The organism is Thioalkalivibrio sp. AKL9, assembly GCF_000377825.1.
Classification (GTDB): Bacteria; Pseudomonadota; Gammaproteobacteria; order Ectothiorhodospirales; family Ectothiorhodospiraceae; genus Thioalkalivibrio; species Thioalkalivibrio versutus.
The window spans coordinates 74,824-90,634 of the sequence record NZ_KB905108.1 but is presented as its reverse complement, the minus strand read 5'-3'; the positions used below and the strand labels follow the sequence as shown (position 1 = coordinate 90,634).

13 protein-coding genes and 1 pseudogene are annotated in these 15,811 nt (G+C 67.6%); 10 read left to right on the top strand and 4 right to left on the bottom strand.

Features of this window, described 5'->3' with window-relative positions; all coding sequences use genetic code 11:
* The first annotated feature begins 51 nt into the window (after positions 1–51).
* The 9 genes from dnaB to D573_RS0107175 all read left to right on the top strand — a co-directional run bounded on the left by dnaB (position 52) and on the right by D573_RS0107175 (position 10,894).
* Complete coding sequence (gene dnaB, locus D573_RS0107215; protein ID WP_018144046.1) at positions 52–1,410, top strand: replicative DNA helicase; 1,359 nt, start codon at positions 52–54, stop codon at positions 1,408–1,410.
* A gap of 7 nt (positions 1,411–1,417) precedes the next feature.
* A complete protein-coding gene (gene alr / locus D573_RS0107210; protein ID WP_026287960.1) occupies positions 1,418–2,527 on the top strand; it encodes an alanine racemase in 1,110 nt (369 codons plus the stop codon).
* A 53-nt stretch (positions 2,528–2,580) separates the two neighbouring features.
* On the top strand, positions 2,581–3,774 hold the full coding sequence (locus D573_RS0107205; protein WP_018938418.1) for an O-succinylhomoserine sulfhydrylase: 1,194 nt from the start codon (positions 2,581–2,583) through the stop codon (positions 3,772–3,774).
* Positions 3,775–3,781: 7 nt separating this feature from the next.
* Positions 3,782–5,254 (top strand): cardiolipin synthase, encoded by a 1,473-nt coding sequence (gene cls, locus D573_RS0107200; RefSeq protein ID WP_018938419.1) that lies wholly within the window; start codon positions 3,782–3,784, stop codon positions 5,252–5,254.
* Positions 5,255–5,345: 91 nt separating this feature from the next.
* Entirely contained in the window at positions 5,346–5,702 is a 357-nt protein-coding gene (locus tag D573_RS14815; protein ID WP_231367864.1) for a hypothetical protein, read from the top strand.
* Positions 5,703–5,792: 90 nt separating this feature from the next.
* Complete coding sequence (locus D573_RS14900; protein ID WP_017925682.1) at positions 5,793–5,924, top strand: hypothetical protein; 132 nt, start codon at positions 5,793–5,795, stop codon at positions 5,922–5,924.
* Positions 5,925–5,935: 11 nt separating this feature from the next.
* The gene (locus D573_RS0107185) at positions 5,936–8,455 is read left to right on the top strand and encodes a heavy metal translocating P-type ATPase (RefSeq protein ID WP_018938421.1); all 2,520 of its coding nucleotides are present in this window, start codon (positions 5,936–5,938) and stop codon (positions 8,453–8,455) included.
* A complete protein-coding gene (locus D573_RS0107180) occupies positions 8,452–10,035 on the top strand; it encodes a multicopper oxidase family protein (protein ID WP_018938422.1) in 1,584 nt (527 codons plus the stop codon). Before D573_RS0107185 ends, D573_RS0107180 begins: the two co-directional genes overlap by 4 nt.
* 25 nt (positions 10,036–10,060) lie before the next feature.
* Complete coding sequence (locus tag D573_RS0107175) at positions 10,061–10,894, top strand: ferritin-like domain-containing protein (protein WP_018938423.1); 834 nt, start codon at positions 10,061–10,063, stop codon at positions 10,892–10,894.
* Positions 10,895–11,146: 252 nt separating this feature from the next.
* Here the strand turns inward: D573_RS0107175 and D573_RS14810 are convergent.
* From D573_RS14810 to D573_RS0107165, 3 genes and pseudogenes are all read right to left on the bottom strand, one after another.
* Positions 11,147–11,408: pseudogene (locus D573_RS14810) on the bottom strand (hypothetical protein).
* Positions 11,409–11,881: 473 nt separating this feature from the next.
* On the bottom strand, positions 11,882–12,637 hold the full coding sequence (locus D573_RS0107170) for a UDP-2,3-diacylglucosamine diphosphatase (RefSeq protein WP_018938840.1): 756 nt from the start codon (positions 12,635–12,637) through the stop codon (positions 11,882–11,884).
* Between the two features lie 7 nt (positions 12,638–12,644).
* Positions 12,645–13,160: a peptidylprolyl isomerase gene (locus D573_RS0107165; RefSeq protein ID WP_026182001.1), complete on the bottom strand. Its 516-nt coding sequence runs from the start codon at positions 13,158–13,160 to the stop codon at positions 12,645–12,647.
* A 199-nt stretch (positions 13,161–13,359) separates the two neighbouring features.
* Here D573_RS0107165 and gltX point away from each other — a divergent pair, with 199 nt between their 5' ends.
* Entirely contained in the window at positions 13,360–14,790 is a 1,431-nt protein-coding gene (gltX, locus tag D573_RS0107160) for a glutamate--tRNA ligase (RefSeq protein WP_018938841.1), read from the top strand.
* A gap of 50 nt (positions 14,791–14,840) precedes the next feature.
* Here gltX and folD read toward each other — a convergent pair whose 3' ends face one another.
* Positions 14,841–15,704, bottom strand: coding sequence for a bifunctional methylenetetrahydrofolate dehydrogenase/methenyltetrahydrofolate cyclohydrolase FolD (folD, locus tag D573_RS0107155; protein WP_018144036.1), 864 nt, complete (start codon positions 15,702–15,704; stop codon positions 14,841–14,843).
* Positions 15,705–15,811: the final 107 nt, after the last annotated feature.

Sequence of the window (15,811 nt, the reverse complement as noted above, 5' to 3'; positions counted from 1 at the left end):
CCGGGTCGCTGATACCCGGCACATGGGCGGGTTCGTCGCATGAACCCGCCCATGATCCCGAACCCGCGGGTCCCCCCGCATTCCGAGGAGGCCGAGCAGGCGGTCCTCGGAGGGCTGATGCTCGATAACGCTGCCTGGGACCGGGTGGCGGACCGCATCACTGCAGACGACTTCTACCGCCATGATCACCGCCTGATCTTCCGGGCGGTGTCCGCGTTGGCGGATCGTAATGCCCCGTTCGACATGGTCACCGTGTCGGAGCAGCTGGATCGCACGACCGAGCTGGAATCGGCCGGGGGCATGGCCTATCTCGGACGGCTGGCCGCCGAGACGCCGAGTGCGGCCAACATCGTGGCCTATGCGGATATCGTCCGCGAGCGCTCTATCCTGCGTTCGCTGATCTCGGTAGGTACCGAGATCGCCGATTCCGCCTATACCCCGGACGGCCGCGGTTCCAAGGAACTGCTGGACGTGGCGGAGCAGAAGGTCTTCCGCATCGCCGAGCAGGGTGCGCGCGGGGCTCAGGGCTTTCGCGGGATGAAGCCACTGCTGACGGCGGCGGTGGACCAGATCGAGTATCTCTACGAAAGCCAGAATCCGATCACCGGGATTGCCACCGGTTACCAGGATCTGGATGCCCTGACCTCGGGGCTGAATCCGGGCGATCTGGTGATCGTGGCCGGGCGGCCTTCGATGGGGAAGACCTCGTTCGCGATGAACATTGCCGAGTATGTGGCGATGAAGAACTCCGAGCCGGTCGCGATTTTCTCCATGGAGATGCCGGGTGAGCAGCTGGCCATTCGCCTGCTGTCCTCGATGGGGCGGATCAACCAGCAGAAGCTGCGCTCCGGACGCTTGGAGGATGGCGACTGGCCGCGCCTGACCAGCGCGGTGCAGATGCTGTCCGAGGCCCCGCTGTACATCGACGATACGCCGGCGCTCTCGCCCACCGAGCTGCGAGCACGGACCCGGCGGTTGATGCGCGAACACAAGGGCCTGGGCCTGATCGTGGTCGACTACCTGCAGCTGATGCAATCCCCCGGCAGCAGCGAGAATCGCGCCAACGAGATCTCGGATATCTCGCGTGGCTTGAAGGCCCTGGCGAAGGAGCTGAGTGTGCCGATGATCGCGTTGTCGCAGCTCAACCGTTCGCTGGAACAGCGTCCGAACAAGCGCCCGGTGATGTCCGACCTGCGCGAGTCCGGGGCCATTGAACAGGATGCGGACATCATCGCCTTCGTTTATCGCGACGAGGTCTACAACGACGAGTCGCCCGACAAGGGCACGGCGGAGATCATTATCGCCAAGCAGCGTAATGGTCCCATCGGGACCGTGCGCCTGACCTTCCACGGGCAGTTCACCCGTTTCGAGAACTACGCCCCCGACGTCTACGGCGAGATCGGCCACTAGGCACGACGTGAGACGCGCGGCCAGCATCCACCTTCATCCCGAGGCGCTCCGACACAACCTGGGTGTGGCGCGCCGCTTGGCGCCGGGCGTTCCGATGTGGTCGGTCATCAAGGCCGAGGGCTACGGCCATGGTCTGCTGTGGGCGGCCGAGGCCCTTGCGCAGACGAGCGATGGTTTGGCGGTCTCTCAGATCGGCGAGGCCCGCGCCTTGCGCGCTGCCGGCTTCGGCGGCCCACTCCTCGTGTTGCAGGGGCCGCGCGACGTCTCCGAGGCGCGTGCCTGTACCGAGTTCGACCTGCAGCCCGTGCTGCACGACGCGACGCAGCTTGACCATCTCGACGCCGCTGGCGTGGTGCTTCCCGTGGTCTGGGTCAAACTCAACACCGGCATGAATCGCCTGGGGTTCGCACCGCAGGTGGCAAAGCGCGTCGCCACGCGTTTGCAGGCCGCCGGACACGGGTGCGGTGGCCTGCACTGGATGACGCACCTGGCGTGCGCCGACGAGCCCGGGCATCCGCAGAATGCTTGCCAGCTGGAACAATTCGGCGCGACGGTTTCCGCTTTCCCGGGGCTCCGTAGCGTGGCCAATTCGGCGGCCCTGTTCGCCGGCTGGGGCAAGGGCAGCGCGTCGGCGGCGCCCGGCGATTACTGGGCACGCCCCGGCATCATGCTCTACGGCGCGCATCCGGCCTCGGTCCCTGTCGAGCATCTCCCGGAGGGCCCGGACGGCGATCTGCGCCCGGCGATGACCGTGCGCGCCCCGATCATCGCCACCCAGCCTCTCGAGCCTGGCAGTACGGTGGGCTATGGCGCGACCTGGACCGCCGCCGCTCCGGGCCGTGCCGGGATCGTGGCAATGGGATATGCCGATGGCTACCCGCGGCATGCCCCGTCGGGCACGCCGATCCTTGTGCAGGACCGGCTCTGCCCGTTGATCGGGCGTGTCTCCATGGACATGCTGGCGGTGGACCTGTCCGGGTTGCCGGAGGTGCAGGTCGGTGTCATGGCGACGTTGTGGGGCGAGGGCCTGCCGGTGGAGCGGGTCGCCCGCGCGGCGGGCACCATCAGCTACGACGTGCTCACGCGCGTGGCGGACCGGCTGCAGCCCGGAAACTGACGGAAACGCCGGGTACACTGTCCGGTCAGCAATCCGTGGCCCGAGAGACCCCAATGACCGATTTCGATCCCAGCGAATACGACCCGCAGACCGTCGCCATCCGCTATGGCTACCAGCGCACGCCCGAGGGCGAGCACTCCGAGGCGATCTTCCCGACCTCGAGCTTCGTGTTCGGCTCGGCCGCGGAGGCCGCCGCGCGCTTCGGTGGCGAGGTCCCGGGCAATATCTATTCGCGCTTCACCAACCCCACCGTGCGCACCTTCCAGGACCGCCTGGCCGCGCTGGAAGGCGGCGAGGCCTGCGTGGCGACCGCCTCCGGGATGTCCGCGATCCTGGCGACCATGATGGGCCTGCTGAAGGCGGGCGATCACGTGGTTTGTTCGCGCTCGGTGTTCGGGACCACCACCGTGCTGTTCAACAACTACCTGGCGCGTTTCGGCGTCGAGGTGACCTACGTCGAGCTGTCGAACCTCGAGGCCTGGGAACAGGCGACGCAGTCGAACACGCGGCTGTACTTCTGCGAGACGCCATCGAACCCGCTGGGCGAGGTGGTGGACATCCGTGCGCTGGCCGACATCGCCCATCGCCGCGACGTGCTGCTCGCGGTGGACAACTGTTTCTGCACGCCGATCCTGCAGCGCCCGCTGGATCTGGGCGCCGATATCATTATCCACTCGGCGACCAAGTTCCTTGACGGCCAGGGCCGCTGCCTCGGCGGTGCCGTGGTGGGCGACGCCGAGCGGGTGGGCAAGGAGGTCTACGGCTTCCTGCGCACCGCGGGTCCGACGTTGTCGCCGTTCAACGCCTGGGTGTTCCTGAAGGGGCTGGAGACGCTGCCCCTGCGCATGCGCGCGCACAGCGATAACGCACTCAATCTGGCGCAGTGGCTCCAATCCCACCCCGCGGTCACGGCCGTGCATTACCCCGGCCTCGAAGATCACCCGCAGCACGCGATCGCGAAGCAGCAACAAAGCGGCTTCGGCGGGGTGCTGAGTTTCGAGGTCGCCGGCGGACGCGACGCCGCCTGGTCGGTGATCGACGCCACGCAGTTCCTGTCGATCACCGCGAACCTGGGGGATGCCAAGACCACCATTACCCATCCGGCCACCACCACCCACGGTCGCGTGGACCCGGAGAAGCGCGAGGCCCAGGGCATTACCGAGGCCCTGGTGCGGGTCGCGGTCGGGCTCGAGGCCGTCGCCGATATCCAGCGCGATCTGGCGCGCGGCCTCGACGCCCTGGGCTGAGACGGGTATGTCGGCTTCCAGCGGGGAGGCCCGTTCGCAGCCGCGCCGGCGGCGCCCGCGCTGGCGCGTCCTGCTGACTGTGGTCATTGCGTTCCACCTGCTGGGCTTCCTGTCCTCGCTGGATGCGCTGATGTCCACCCGCACATCGCAGGGCGCGGTGGCCTGGATCGTTTCACTCAACACCGTGCCGTATGTGGCTGTCCCGGCCTACTGGGTGTTCGGCGCCAGCGAGTTTCGCGGCTATGTCGTGGCGCGCCGCGACGAGGACTCCAGCCTGGCCCGCGCGCTGCAGCCGAAGACCGAGGAGCTGTGGTCGCACCAGTACGTCGCCCAGGAACCGAGCAAGCACCTGGATGGCGTACAGCAGCTCGCCCGCTGGCCGTTTCTCCACGGCAACGAGGTCGAGCTGCTGGTGGACGGCGAGGCGACCTTCGACAGCATCTTCCGGGGGATCGAGCAGGCCGAACGCTACCTGCTGGTGCAGTTCTATATCGTGCGTGACGACGCGATCGGGCGCGAACTCCAGCGCCGGCTGGTGGAGCGTGCCGAGGCCGGTATCGAGGTCTATTTCCTGTATGACGAGATCGGGAGCTACCGCCTGTCCGGGAGCTACCTGGACACCCTGCGGGAGGCGGGCGTCCATGTGCAGCACTTTCATTCCACCCGCGGACGCGGCAATCGTTTCCAGCTGAACTTCCGCAACCATCGCAAGATCGTGGTCGCCGATGGCGAACAGGCCTGGCTCGGCGGGCTTAATGTAGGGGACGAGTACCTGGGCCGCGATCCGGCAATCGGTGCCTGGCGCGACACCCACCTGCGTATTGCGGGGCCGTCCGCCCTCGCGTTGCAGTCGGTGTTCCTGGAGGACTGGCACTGGGCCACCGAGGCGATCCCGGAGCTGGAATGGAAGCCGGCGACCATGGCGGAGGACGGGGTCCCGGTACTGATCCTTCCCTCCGGTCCGGCCGATGAATTCGAGACCGCCAGCCTGATGATGCAGCAGGCGATCCACGCGGCGGACCGGCGCATCTGGATCGCCAGCCCGTACTTCGTGCCCGACGAGGGCGTGCAGGGCATGCTCAAGCTGGCCGCCTTGAGCGGCGTCGACGTGCGCGTGCTGATTCCCGAGGTCACCGACAACCCGCTGACCACGCATGCGGCCTACGCCTTCCTGGGGCCGCTGCTGGACGCCGGCGTGCGCATCTATCGTTACGAGGATGGCTTCCTGCACGGCAAGGCGTTCGTGGTGGACGACATGGGCGCGGCCGTGGGTACGGTGAACCTGGACAACCGTTCCTTCCGGCTGAACTTCGAGGTCACGGCACTGGTGCTGGACCCGGCCTTCGCGCGCGAGACGGCGCGCATGTTCGAGGCCGACTTTGCCCGTTCCCGCGAGATGACTCCGCAGGACGTGAACGATCTTCCGCTCTGGCGCCGCGTGGCCGCGCGTGCCGCCTACCTGCTGGCGCCGGTGCTGTAATGTTCTTGTGCTTCCCTGCTTGATCTATCTCATGTGAACGGTCCGCGACGCTGCTAGACTTGTAAAAAGAATGCTCTTTCGAGGCCTGCCCGTGTCGCGAGCCCTGTCCTATCTGCTGACTCTGCTGATTGCCGCCGCGCTGTTGCTGGCGCCGATCGCCGGTGCGGGCATGATGCATGGGGATCACGGGGCGGCAATCGCCACGCCGGGCCACTGTCCGGATCAAGGCGCCACATCGCTTTCGGAACCCCTGCCTTTGGACCCCGCGGTTCAGGCGGACTTCTCGGGCTGCGAGATGCCGTGCGCGGTTTGCGGTATCTGTGGGGTCTCCGCCTTGCCTTCCTCCGTGACCAAGCCGGTCACAGCATCGCTGTCCCGCCCCGTTCCGGGGGCCGTGGCCATGGGTCCCGGCGCCCGTTCGGGCCCGGATCTGCGTCCCCCTCTCTGAGTCCTCCCTGGCCGGGCGATTGCGGATCGCCCCCTCGATACGCGAAACCGCGTATCCCCGTTGAATTTAAGTCCTTGGGAGGACTCCATCATGATGAATGAACAAGGTTTTGGCTGGCTGGGCGGTATGGGTCTTGGCGGAGGCCTGATCGGCCTTCTGGTCCTGGTACTGCTGATCCTCGCGATCGCCGCGTTGATCAAGTATCTATTCGGTGGCCGGTAAGGAGTCACGCGATGACGACGTCAGAAACGAAGCCGGCGACCGCACGCGAGGCGGTGGTCATCGTCCCCGGAATGGGATCGGACCACTGCGGGGGCATCGTGCGCTCGGCGCTGGAAAAGACCCCGGGGGTGACCTCGGTGGGGACCAATATCGCCCGGCACCGGGTGACGGTGGGGTATGACCCCGACCAGGTCGACCCGCAGGGCCTGCGCGCCGCGGTGGAGGGCGCCGGCTACGACGTCGCGCAGGTCGAGGGCGAGGCCGGGGGTTCCGGTTCGGTGCGGCTGGTGGTGCCGGGCATGGGCTCGGATCACTGCGCCGGCATCGTGCGCGCGGCGATCGAGAAGCTCGACGGGATCGAATCCATACGCACCAACATCTCCGACCATCGGGTCACAGTGGAGGTGGCGGCGGACGGGCCCGATGGCGAGGTCCTGCGAGCGGCAGTGGAGGGGGCCGGCTATGACGTGGCGGCGGTGGAGACCGACGATGCCGCCAGCGAGGCGGACGACGCGGCGATCGACGCCGCCTACGTGAAGCAGGCCTGGAACCGTCTTTGGTTCGCGATGGTGCCGACCATCGCGATCATGGTCCTGATGATGCCGCACATGTTCTGGCAGCCGATCCCAGGCTATCTGCTGATCATTGCGTTGCTGGCCTTCCCGGTGGTGTTCCTGGCCGGGGGCGCGGCCACGCATCGTTCCGCCTGGCGTTCGCTGAAAAGCGGCAATCTGAACATGGACGTGCTGATCTCCATGGGCTCGCTGCCGCCCTACCTGATCGGGCTGGTTGGTTTCGTCTATCCGATGACCTCGTTCATCGAGATGGCCGCGACCATCATGGCCTTCCACATGCTTGGGCGGTATCTGGAGTATCGCGCCAAGGGCGAGGCCTCCTCGGCGATCCGCAAGCTGCTGGATCTGGGTGCGAAGACCGCCCGGGTGGAGCGCGATGGCGAGGAGGTCGAGGTGTCGGTCAAGTCGCTCCAGGTGGGCGACGTGATGATCGTGCGCCCGGGCGAGAAGGTACCCACCGATGGCGAGGTGGTGGCGGGCGAGAGCACCGTGGACGAGTCCATTGCCACCGGCGAGTCGGTCCCGGTGGACAAGGGCGAGGGCGACACCGTGCTTGGCGCGACCCTGAACCAGCAGGGGCGCCTGAAGGTGCGCGCCACTCGGGTGGGGGCCGATACCTTCCTGTCGCAGGTGATCCGCCTGGTCAACGAGGCGCAGGGCTCGCGCGTGCCGGTGCAGGAACTGGCGGACCGCATCACCGCACGCTTCGTGCCGGCGGTGCTGGTCATCGCCCTGGCCGCTTTTGCGGCCTGGCTGGCGTTCTCCGGAGCGCTGCAGCCGATCCTGATCTGGGGCGAGGGCTTTCTGCCCTGGGTCGATTCCGAACGTCCGCCGCTGGTGCTGGCGATCCTGGCGGCGATCGCCGTGCTGGTCATTGCCTGCCCCTGTGCGCTGGGGCTGGCCACGCCCACCGCGCTGATGGTCGGCTCCGGCATGGGGGCCGAGCGTGGCGTGCTGATCCGCTCGGGCTCCGCAATCCAGACCCTGAAGGACATTGCGGTGATCGTGCTCGACAAGACCGGCACCATCACCCGCGGGAAGCCCGCGCTGACCGACGTCATCCCGGCCGAGGGCTTCGACGAGTCCCGGGTGTTGCGGGCGGCGGCGGCCGTCGAGGCCGGTTCCGCGCACCCGCTGGCCGACGCCATCGTGCAAGGGGCGCGCGACAGGGGCCTGGAGGTCGCCGAGGTCGAGCAGTTCCAGTCGCACACCGCGCGCGGTGTGGAGGCCCGCCTGGACGGCGAGCGGGTGCTGGTGGGCAGCCAGCGGCTGCTGGAGGAGCAGGGGCTGGACCCGTCGTCTCTACTGGGTTCGTTGCGGGAACTGGAGGATGCCGGCAAGACCGCGATGCTGGTGGCCATCGGCGACCGGCCGGCCGGCATTGTCGCGGTCGCCGACACGCTCAAGGAAGAGTCGCAGGCCGCGATCGAACAACTGCATGATCTCGGCATCCGCTGCGTGATGGTCACCGGCGACAACGAGCGCACCGCGAATGCCGTGGCCGCCCAGGTGGGGATCGACGAGGTGCGCGCCGGGGTGCTGCCGGAGGGCAAGGTCGAGGCGATTCGCGAGTTGCAAAAGGAGTACGGCGAGCACGTGGCGATGGTCGGCGACGGCATCAACGACGCCCCGGCCCTGCAGCAGGCGAATGTCGGGATCGCGATCGGGGCCGGCGCCGACGTCGCGATCGAGGCGGCGGATGTGACCCTGGTGCGCGGGGAGCTGACCAAGGTCGTCGAGGCCGTCCAGCTGTCGCGGCTGACGTTCCGCAAGATCGTGCAGAACCTGTTCTGGGCCTGGGGCTACAACAGCGCCGCGATCCCGATCGCCGCGGCCGGGCTGCTGCACCCGATGATCGGTGTGGTCGCGATGACCGCCAGCTCGCTCTCGGTGATCGGCAATTCCATTCTGCTGCGCCGGAGCATGCCGGCATCCCGTACTGGAGAAAAGCAATGATGAAACGACGTCAGTTTCTGGGGCTGGCCGCGGCGCTTCCCGTCATCACCACATTCGGCGGTTGGAGCCTGTTCAACCATGCAGTGTCCGCCCCCCGGTTCGACAACGCCCTGTTTCTGCCCGGCGCGGACGGCCCGTTTGCGGTGCTCGCACCCAACGAGCCGTTCACCCTGGTCGCGGAGCAGGGGTGGCTGCCGGTGCCGGGGCGCGAGGAGACCCCATTCCTCTGGTACCGGACGCAGATGAACGGCCATGAATACCAGAATCCGATCCTCTTGTTGCGCACCGGCGATGAACTGGACGTGACCCTGGACAACCAGCTCGACGACGGCACGATCATCCACTGGCATGGCCTGCATGTTCCGGGCCGGGTGGACGGCCATCCGATCCATACGGTCGACCCCGGTGAGCAGTACGAATACCGCTTTAAAGTGACCAACCGTGGCGGTACCTACTGGTATCACACCCATGCTCATCATCGGACCGCGCGCCAGGCCCACCAGGGGCTGGCGAGCTTCCTGCTGGTGAGCGATGACGACAATGAGGCGCTGAACGACGCGCTGGGGCTGGAACTCGGCACGACCGACCTGCCGCTGGTACTGCAGGACAAGCGCTTCGACCGGCTCGGCCATCTGGTGTACCAGCCGAACCCGATGCAGCGGATGATGGGCTATCTCGGCGACGAGGTGCTGGTGAACATGACACCGTCGGCGACCCATGAAGTGGCGCGGCGCCTGCATCGCCTGCGCCTGCTGAACGGCTCGACCGCCAGGATCTACCGCCTGGCCCTGCGAGTGGACGGCGAGGCGGTCCCGTTCCGGGTGATTGGCACGGACGCGGGCCTGCTGGAATCGCCCCGGGAAGCCCACGAGGCCTTCCTGTCGCCGGGAGAACGCCTGGAGGTCCTGGTTGACTTCGCCGCGTTTGCCGGAGGCGACCGGGTCGAGCTGCACAGCCTGGAATTCGACCCGATGGCCGGTGGCGGCATGGGCGGAGGAATGATGGGGCGTGGCATGGGCGGCGGCATGGGTCGCATGATGGGTGGCGGCATGCACGACGGCGATCCGCTCGCATTGCTCGAGTTCGTGGTCCAGGAGGGCGAGGCGGTCACCGCCGAGGTGCCCGAGCGTTTGTCGCGGATCGAGCCCATCGACGTGACGGATGCCGGCCAGCGGGATATCCGTCTGGACATGGCGCCGATGCAGTGGCGCATCAACGGAGAGACGTACGACCCTGACCGGGTGCCGATCGAGGTGGATGCCAACACCCGGGAGGTCTGGACCATCCGCAATGCGGACCGCAGCATGCCGCACCCGATGCATATCCATGGCTTCTCGTTCCAGGTGCTGTCACGTTCGGGCGGTCCGGACTTCGTGCGCCAGCAGGCCGTGAACGATGAAGGCCTGACCGTCACGGACCTGGGCTGGAAGGACACGGTCCTGCTGTGGCCGGGCGAGACCGTGCGCATCGCGATCGACTTCACCCATCACTACGCTGGTGATCAGCTCTACGTGTTCCACTGTCATAATCTGGAGCACGAGGACAACGACATGATGGTGAACGTGCGCGTCCGGGCCTGACCGTGCGTAGCGACAGAGAGATGCCATGAGCGAAAGACCGCGGCCGCACCCGGCCGTCTACCGCGCGGCCGAGGCCGCCCTGCGCGAGCGCGACCCGGAGGCCAAGTGCGAGCGTGTGCTGGAGCTGGCGCGCGCCTGGTGGGCGGATGAGCTGGAGGGCGCGGATGCCCCCGCGCCGCAACGCATGGAGGTGCCGGGGCGGCCTGAGCGGCCGGTGCTGGTGCATCCGAAGGAGCTGCCGCGGCGTGGGTTGAATGCCACTGCCGGTCGGGTCGCACTGGTGCATGCGGTGGCGCATATCGAGTTCAATGCGATCAACCTGGCGCTGGATGCCGTGTACCGCTTCCGCGACATGCCGGCGCCGTTTGTCAGCGACTGGCTGCAGGTCGCGGCAGAGGAGGCGCGGCACTTCCGGCTGCTGCGGGCGCGTCTTCTCGAACTAGGTGCGGACTACGGTGATTTGTCGGCCCACAACGGATTGTGGGAGGCGTCGCTGGCGACCGACCACGACGTGATGGTGCGCATGGCGCTGGTGCCGCGGGTGCTGGAGGCACGCGGCTTGGACGTGACTCCGGGCATGATCCAGCGGCTGGAAGCGGCGGGCGATACCGACACCGTGGCCCTCCTGGAGATCATCCAGCGCGAGGAGGTCGCGCACGTGGCGATCGGTACGCACTGGTTCCGCGAACTGGCTCGGGCACGCGGCCTCGATCCCGAACCGCTGTTCCTCGACCTGCTGGCCAAATACATGCCCGGCCGCGTGCGCCCACCATTCGCGCACGCGGCGCGCCGCGCCGCCGGCTTCACCGAATCCGAGATGGCGCAACTGGAGGCTCAGGCCGCCCCGACCTCGCTGTAGGATGCCGATGAGCGCAGCGAATCGCATCAATACCGAGCGTTCTCTTGCGCACTAAGGCTGGCCCTGGTTCGTCGTTCGTGTTTGCGGTGGCTTCGGTCCGCCGCCTGCCGAGCGCTCTCTCGCGAGCGTACCGCGAGGTACTTTCTTGCTTGCCCAAGAAAGTACCCAAAGAAGGGCCCCCGGATTTCGCCCGGGAACCTCGCTCCGGACGCGCTGGGCCGGCGGCGCTGAACTCGCTACGCTGCGCTTCGCTCAGACATCCAGCGCCTTCTCCCGGCCCATCACGCCCTCCGCGAGGGGCTCCATACGGGAGGAGAAGGTCAAAACAGGTGGTATCCAGACACCAGTAACCAGCCCGCACCCCGTAGGGTGCGGTTGAGCGTAGCGAAACGCACTATTCCCCGCGCCGTGCGAAACCCTGATGCGATTCGCTGCGCTTTCCATTTTTTGCGGGTGCGGCACGCCATGGCCAAAGGCCGAGCGTGCCGAAGATGTATGAACACCTAGCCATCATCCATTGGTCATAGCGCCGGGATAGCCGTTGTTTGGACCTGCCTCCCCGTTGTCGTCGCGCCGAGTGGAGAGGCTTTTCGCGGGACGATTCTAAATAGACACGGGGCGCTGGATGTCTGAGCGGAGCCGCAGGCGCAGCGAGTTCAGCGCCGCCCGCGAAAAGCCTCGGAGCGAGGGAAACCCCGGCCCGCGCAGCGGGCCGGGGTCGCGGCAGTCGGGCGTGTTTCTTGGGTACTTCTTTGCACGAGCAAAGAAGTACCTCGCGGTGCGCTCGCGAGAGAGCGCCTGGCAGGCGGTCAGACGAAGGCACGTAAACACCGGATGCCGATCCAGGACCAGCCTCAATATGCGGGGTTATCGATGCGTCGAAACGATTCGCTGTGCTCATCGGGACCCTGCGGGCTTTCTGTCAGGGCTTGGTGGGGGCGTTCGCGGGCAAGCCCGCTCCCACAACACTCGCTGTGGCGGATTCGCTTAGGTGCAGAGGAGGTGCTCGGGGTAGGGCGAGCCGTCGAGTTGGCGCAGGACGGGGCCGGCCGCGCTGATCTCCAGGTAGCCGGGGTGTTCGTCCCAGGCGGGCAGGACGCAGCGCTGGCGTGGCTGGCCGTCGACGGTCAGCTTGTGGATCGCCGGGCGATGGGTGTGGCCGTGGATCATCAGCGGGACGTCGGCGTCGCGGAAGGTGTCGGCGACCGCCTCGGCATTGACGTCCATGATCGCGGCGGCCTTCATCTGGCCGCTGTCGCGGCTGGCGGCGCGCATGGCTTCGGCCTGGCGGATGCGTTCTTCCAGCGGATGGGCGAGAAACGTCCGTTGCCATTCGCCACTGCGTACTTGCTGGCGAAACGCCATGTGCTCGGTGTCGTCGGTGCACAGGGAGTCACCGTGCAGGAGCACGGCGGGTCCGCAGGGCAGTGCCGCATGCAGGGGGTCGGGAGCGAGCTGCATCCCCGCGCACGCCGCGTAGGCCTCGCCCACGAGAAAATCCCGATTGCCATGGATAAAGGCCACCGGGATGTCCAGGGTCTTCAGGCCTGCGGCGAGCCGTTCGGCAGCGGGAAAGCCGGCGTCGTCGCCGACCCAGTATTCGAACAGGTCGCCCAGGATGTACAGAGAGGAGGCCGCGCGCGCCGGCCCTTCGAGGAAGGCGAGCGTGGCCTCGAGCAGGGGGCCGGGTTCGCGATCCAGATGCAGGTCGGAGATGACCAGGGCCGGCGCGCGGGCACTCACGAAGAGGTTAGTCCTCGACGCGCTTGACGCTTTCCATCACGACCGGCTCCTGCGGTACGTCCTGGTGCATGCCGGCGCGGCCGGTGGGAAGGGCCTCGATCTTGCGCACCACGTCCATGCCCTCGGAGACCTTGCCGAACACGGCATAGCCCCAGCCCTGCGCGTTCGGGGCCGTGTGGTTCAGGAAGTCGTTGTCGTTCACGTTGATGAAGAACTGCGCGGTGGCGGAATGCGGGTCCTGGGTACGCGCCATGGAGATCGCACCGACCTCGTTCTTCAGACCATTGTCGGCTTCGTTGCGGATCGGCTCGCCGGCGGACTTCTGGTTCATGTCCTTGTCGAAGCCGCCGCCCTGGACCATGAAGCCCGGGATCACGCGGTGAAAGATCGTGCCGTCGAAGAAGCCGTCATCCACGTAGGAGAGGAAGTTGGCGACCGTCTCCGGGGCGGCTTCGGCGTTGAGTTCCAGCACGATGCGGCCGTGGTTGGTTTCGATTGCGACCTGCGGATGGGTGTCGGCCATGAGGGCTCCTGATGTGAAGAGGGTGATCAGCAGGGTGGCCAGCACGACGCCGAGCCGGGTGCGGATGCGTTGCATTGGACTGACCTCCGGAAGATAAGACCGGCAATGGTACCCGCCACTGGCAAGGCCTGCCAGCGTGCCGGAAGTGTGTGTGGGCGTGAGGGCGAGGCGCTGGTGAGCCGGTGGACGCTCCGCTACCATGCGCGCGATGACGAACTCGATAATCCGAACCCGCTTCGCCCCCAGTCCCACCGGCCTGTTGCACCTGGGCAATGTACGCACGGCGCTGTTCAGCGCCCTGCGGGCCCGTTCGCGCGGAGGGCATTTCCTGCTGCGCATCGAGGACACCGACGCCGAGCGCTCGCGCCCGGAGTTCGTCGACGCGCTGCAGCGCGATCTGCGCTGGCTCGGGCTGGACTGGGACGAAGGCTTTGGTGCCGGGGGCGATGCCGGCCCCTACGCGCAGTCCGAGCGCGGCGAACTCTACGCGGGCTATTACCGCCAGCTGATCGATCAGGGGCTCGCCTATCCCTGTTTCTGCTCGCCGGAAGAACTGGAACGCGGACGCAAGCGCATGCGTGCCCAGGGCAAGCCGCCGCGCTATCCCGGGACCTGCGCCCATCTGAGTGCGGAGGAGGTCGGCCGGCGCGAGGCCGAGGGGCAAAAGCCCACGCTGCGTTTTCGTGTGCCACTGGGCCGGACCATCCGCTTCGAGGACGGGGTGCGCGGCCCGGTCAGCTTCCGCACCGACGAGATCGGCGATTTCGTGATCCGTCGCTCCGACGGCACGCCGGCCTTTTTCTTCTCCAACGCGATCGATGATGCCCTGATGGGCGTGACCGACGTGGTGCGCGGCGAGGACCATATCGCCAACACGCCGCGGCAGATGCTGCTGCTGGAGGCGCTGGGCCTCGCGGCACCCGCGTATCACCACCTGCCGCTGGTGATGGGGCAGGACGGGGCGCCGCTGTCCAAGCGCAATGGTTCCGCGAGCGTCGAGGAGTTGCGGACGAAGGGCTATCTGCCGGTCGCGATCCTGAACCACCTGGCGCGTCTTGGGCATCGCTACGAGAGCGATGCCCTGCTGTCGCCCACGGAGCTGGCGGCCGGATTCAGCCCCGAGCGTATTGGTCACAGCGCGGCGCGGCATGATCCGCAGCAGCTGGATCACTGGCAGTCAGAGGCCCTGCGCAGCCTTTCGGATGCCGAGATGCAGGCCTACCTGGAGGCGGCGGGGGTGCTGGAGGCGGTGGCCGCCGAGCAGCGCCCGGCGCTGGCGCGGCTGCTGCGCGACAACATCACCCGCGCCGAGGAGGCGCCACTGTGGGTGGCGGCGTTCGCCGCCGATCCGGCGCCGTACAGCGCGGCCGCGCGCGAGGAACTGACGGCCGCCGGCGCGGAGTTCTTTAGCGCGGGGCTGGAGGCGCTGGATGCGGCCGAGGATTTTCCCGCCCTGGCCAAGGCGGTGGGGCAGGCCACCGAACGCAAGGGGCGCAAGCTGTTCATGCCGTTGCGGGCGGCGTTGTCCGGGCAGACCTTTGGGCCGGAGCTGCCGCGTATCTGGGAGTATCTGGGGCGCGAGCGCGTGCGTCTGCGCCTGGAGGCCGCGCGTCGTCACGCAGCGGGCTGAATCCGCGAGGAGGAAGCGCCCGCCCGCAGGCGGGCGGCGGGCGCCATCGTTCAGGCCGCTTCGTGGGTCCCGAAGGCGCGGGCGCGCAGGGTGTTGTCCAGCAGCATCGCCACGGTCATCGGGCCGACCCCGCCCGGCACGGGCGTGATCCAGGCGGCCTTCTCGGCGGCGGCGTCGAACTCCACGTCGCCGGTCAGGGTGCCGTCGTCGCGGCGGTTGATGCCGATGTCGATCACCGTGGCGCCGGGCTTGATCCAGTCACCCTTGACCAGGCCGGGCTTGCCGACCGCGGCGACCACGATGTCGGAGTGCCGTGCAATGGCGGCGGTATCCGGGGTGAAGCGATGGCAGATGGTCGGGGTCGCACCGGCCAGCAGCAGTTCCAGGGCCATGGGTCGGCCGACGATATTGGAGGCGCCGATCACGCAGGCCGTGCGGCCCTTGAACGGTTCCTCGATATGCCGCAGCAGCTGGATGACGCCCCAGGGGGTGCAGGGGCGCAGGCGCGGCACGCGCGCCACCAGGCGGCCGACGTTGTACGGGTGGAAGCCGTCCACGTCCTTGGCCGGGGAGATGCGCTCGATCACCGTCTCGGGGTCAATGTGATCCGGCAGCGGCAGCTGGACCAGGATGCCGTCGATGGTGCGGTCGGCATTGAGCTGGTCGATCAGCGCCAGCAGATCGGTCTGCGGCGTGCCCGCGGGCAGGTCATAGGAGTGCGAGACCACACCCACCTGTTCGCAGGCCTTGCGCTTGTTGCGCACATAGACCTCGGAGGCCGGGTTGGTCCCGACCAGCACCACGGCGAGGCCCGGCGGACGCAGGTCGCGGGCGGTCATGGATTCGATCTCGGTCGCGATTCTTGCGCGGTGGGTCTGGCCAATCGCGCGTCCATCGATGATCTGGGCCGTCATGGGGTCTCGCCTCCGGGGGAACGCCCGCGATCTTCCCATGGCGGGCGCGGGGGCTCAAGCGATTTGCCGGGCGGAATCTGCATGGGGGCGAGGCGGATGCCTCGGCC

Excerpts from the sequence above, each read along its gene's own strand:
- cls (WP_018938419.1), top strand. The coding sequence starts at position 3,782 with ATGTCGGCTTCCAGCGGGGAGGCCCGTTCGCAGCCGCGCCGGCGGCGC.
- dnaB (WP_018144046.1), top strand. The coding sequence starts at position 52 with ATGATCCCGAACCCGCGGGTCCCCCCGCATTCCGAGGAGGCCGAGCAG.
- D573_RS0107165 (WP_026182001.1), bottom strand. The coding sequence starts at position 13,160 with ATGGCCGACACCCATCCGCAGGTCGCAATCGAAACCAACCACGGCCGC.
- gltX (WP_018938841.1), top strand. The coding sequence starts at position 13,360 with ATGCGCGCGATGACGAACTCGATAATCCGAACCCGCTTCGCCCCCAGT.
- D573_RS0107205 (WP_018938418.1), top strand. The coding sequence starts at position 2,581 with ATGACCGATTTCGATCCCAGCGAATACGACCCGCAGACCGTCGCCATC.
- folD (WP_018144036.1), bottom strand. The coding sequence starts at position 15,704 with ATGACGGCCCAGATCATCGATGGACGCGCGATTGGCCAGACCCACCGC.
- D573_RS14900 (WP_017925682.1), top strand. The coding sequence starts at position 5,793 with ATGATGAATGAACAAGGTTTTGGCTGGCTGGGCGGTATGGGTCTTGGC.
- D573_RS0107175 (WP_018938423.1), top strand. The coding sequence starts at position 10,061 with ATGAGCGAAAGACCGCGGCCGCACCCGGCCGTCTACCGCGCGGCCGAG.
- D573_RS0107185 (WP_018938421.1), top strand. The coding sequence starts at position 5,936 with ATGACGACGTCAGAAACGAAGCCGGCGACCGCACGCGAGGCGGTGGTC.
- D573_RS0107180 (WP_018938422.1), top strand. The coding sequence starts at position 8,452 with ATGATGAAACGACGTCAGTTTCTGGGGCTGGCCGCGGCGCTTCCCGTC.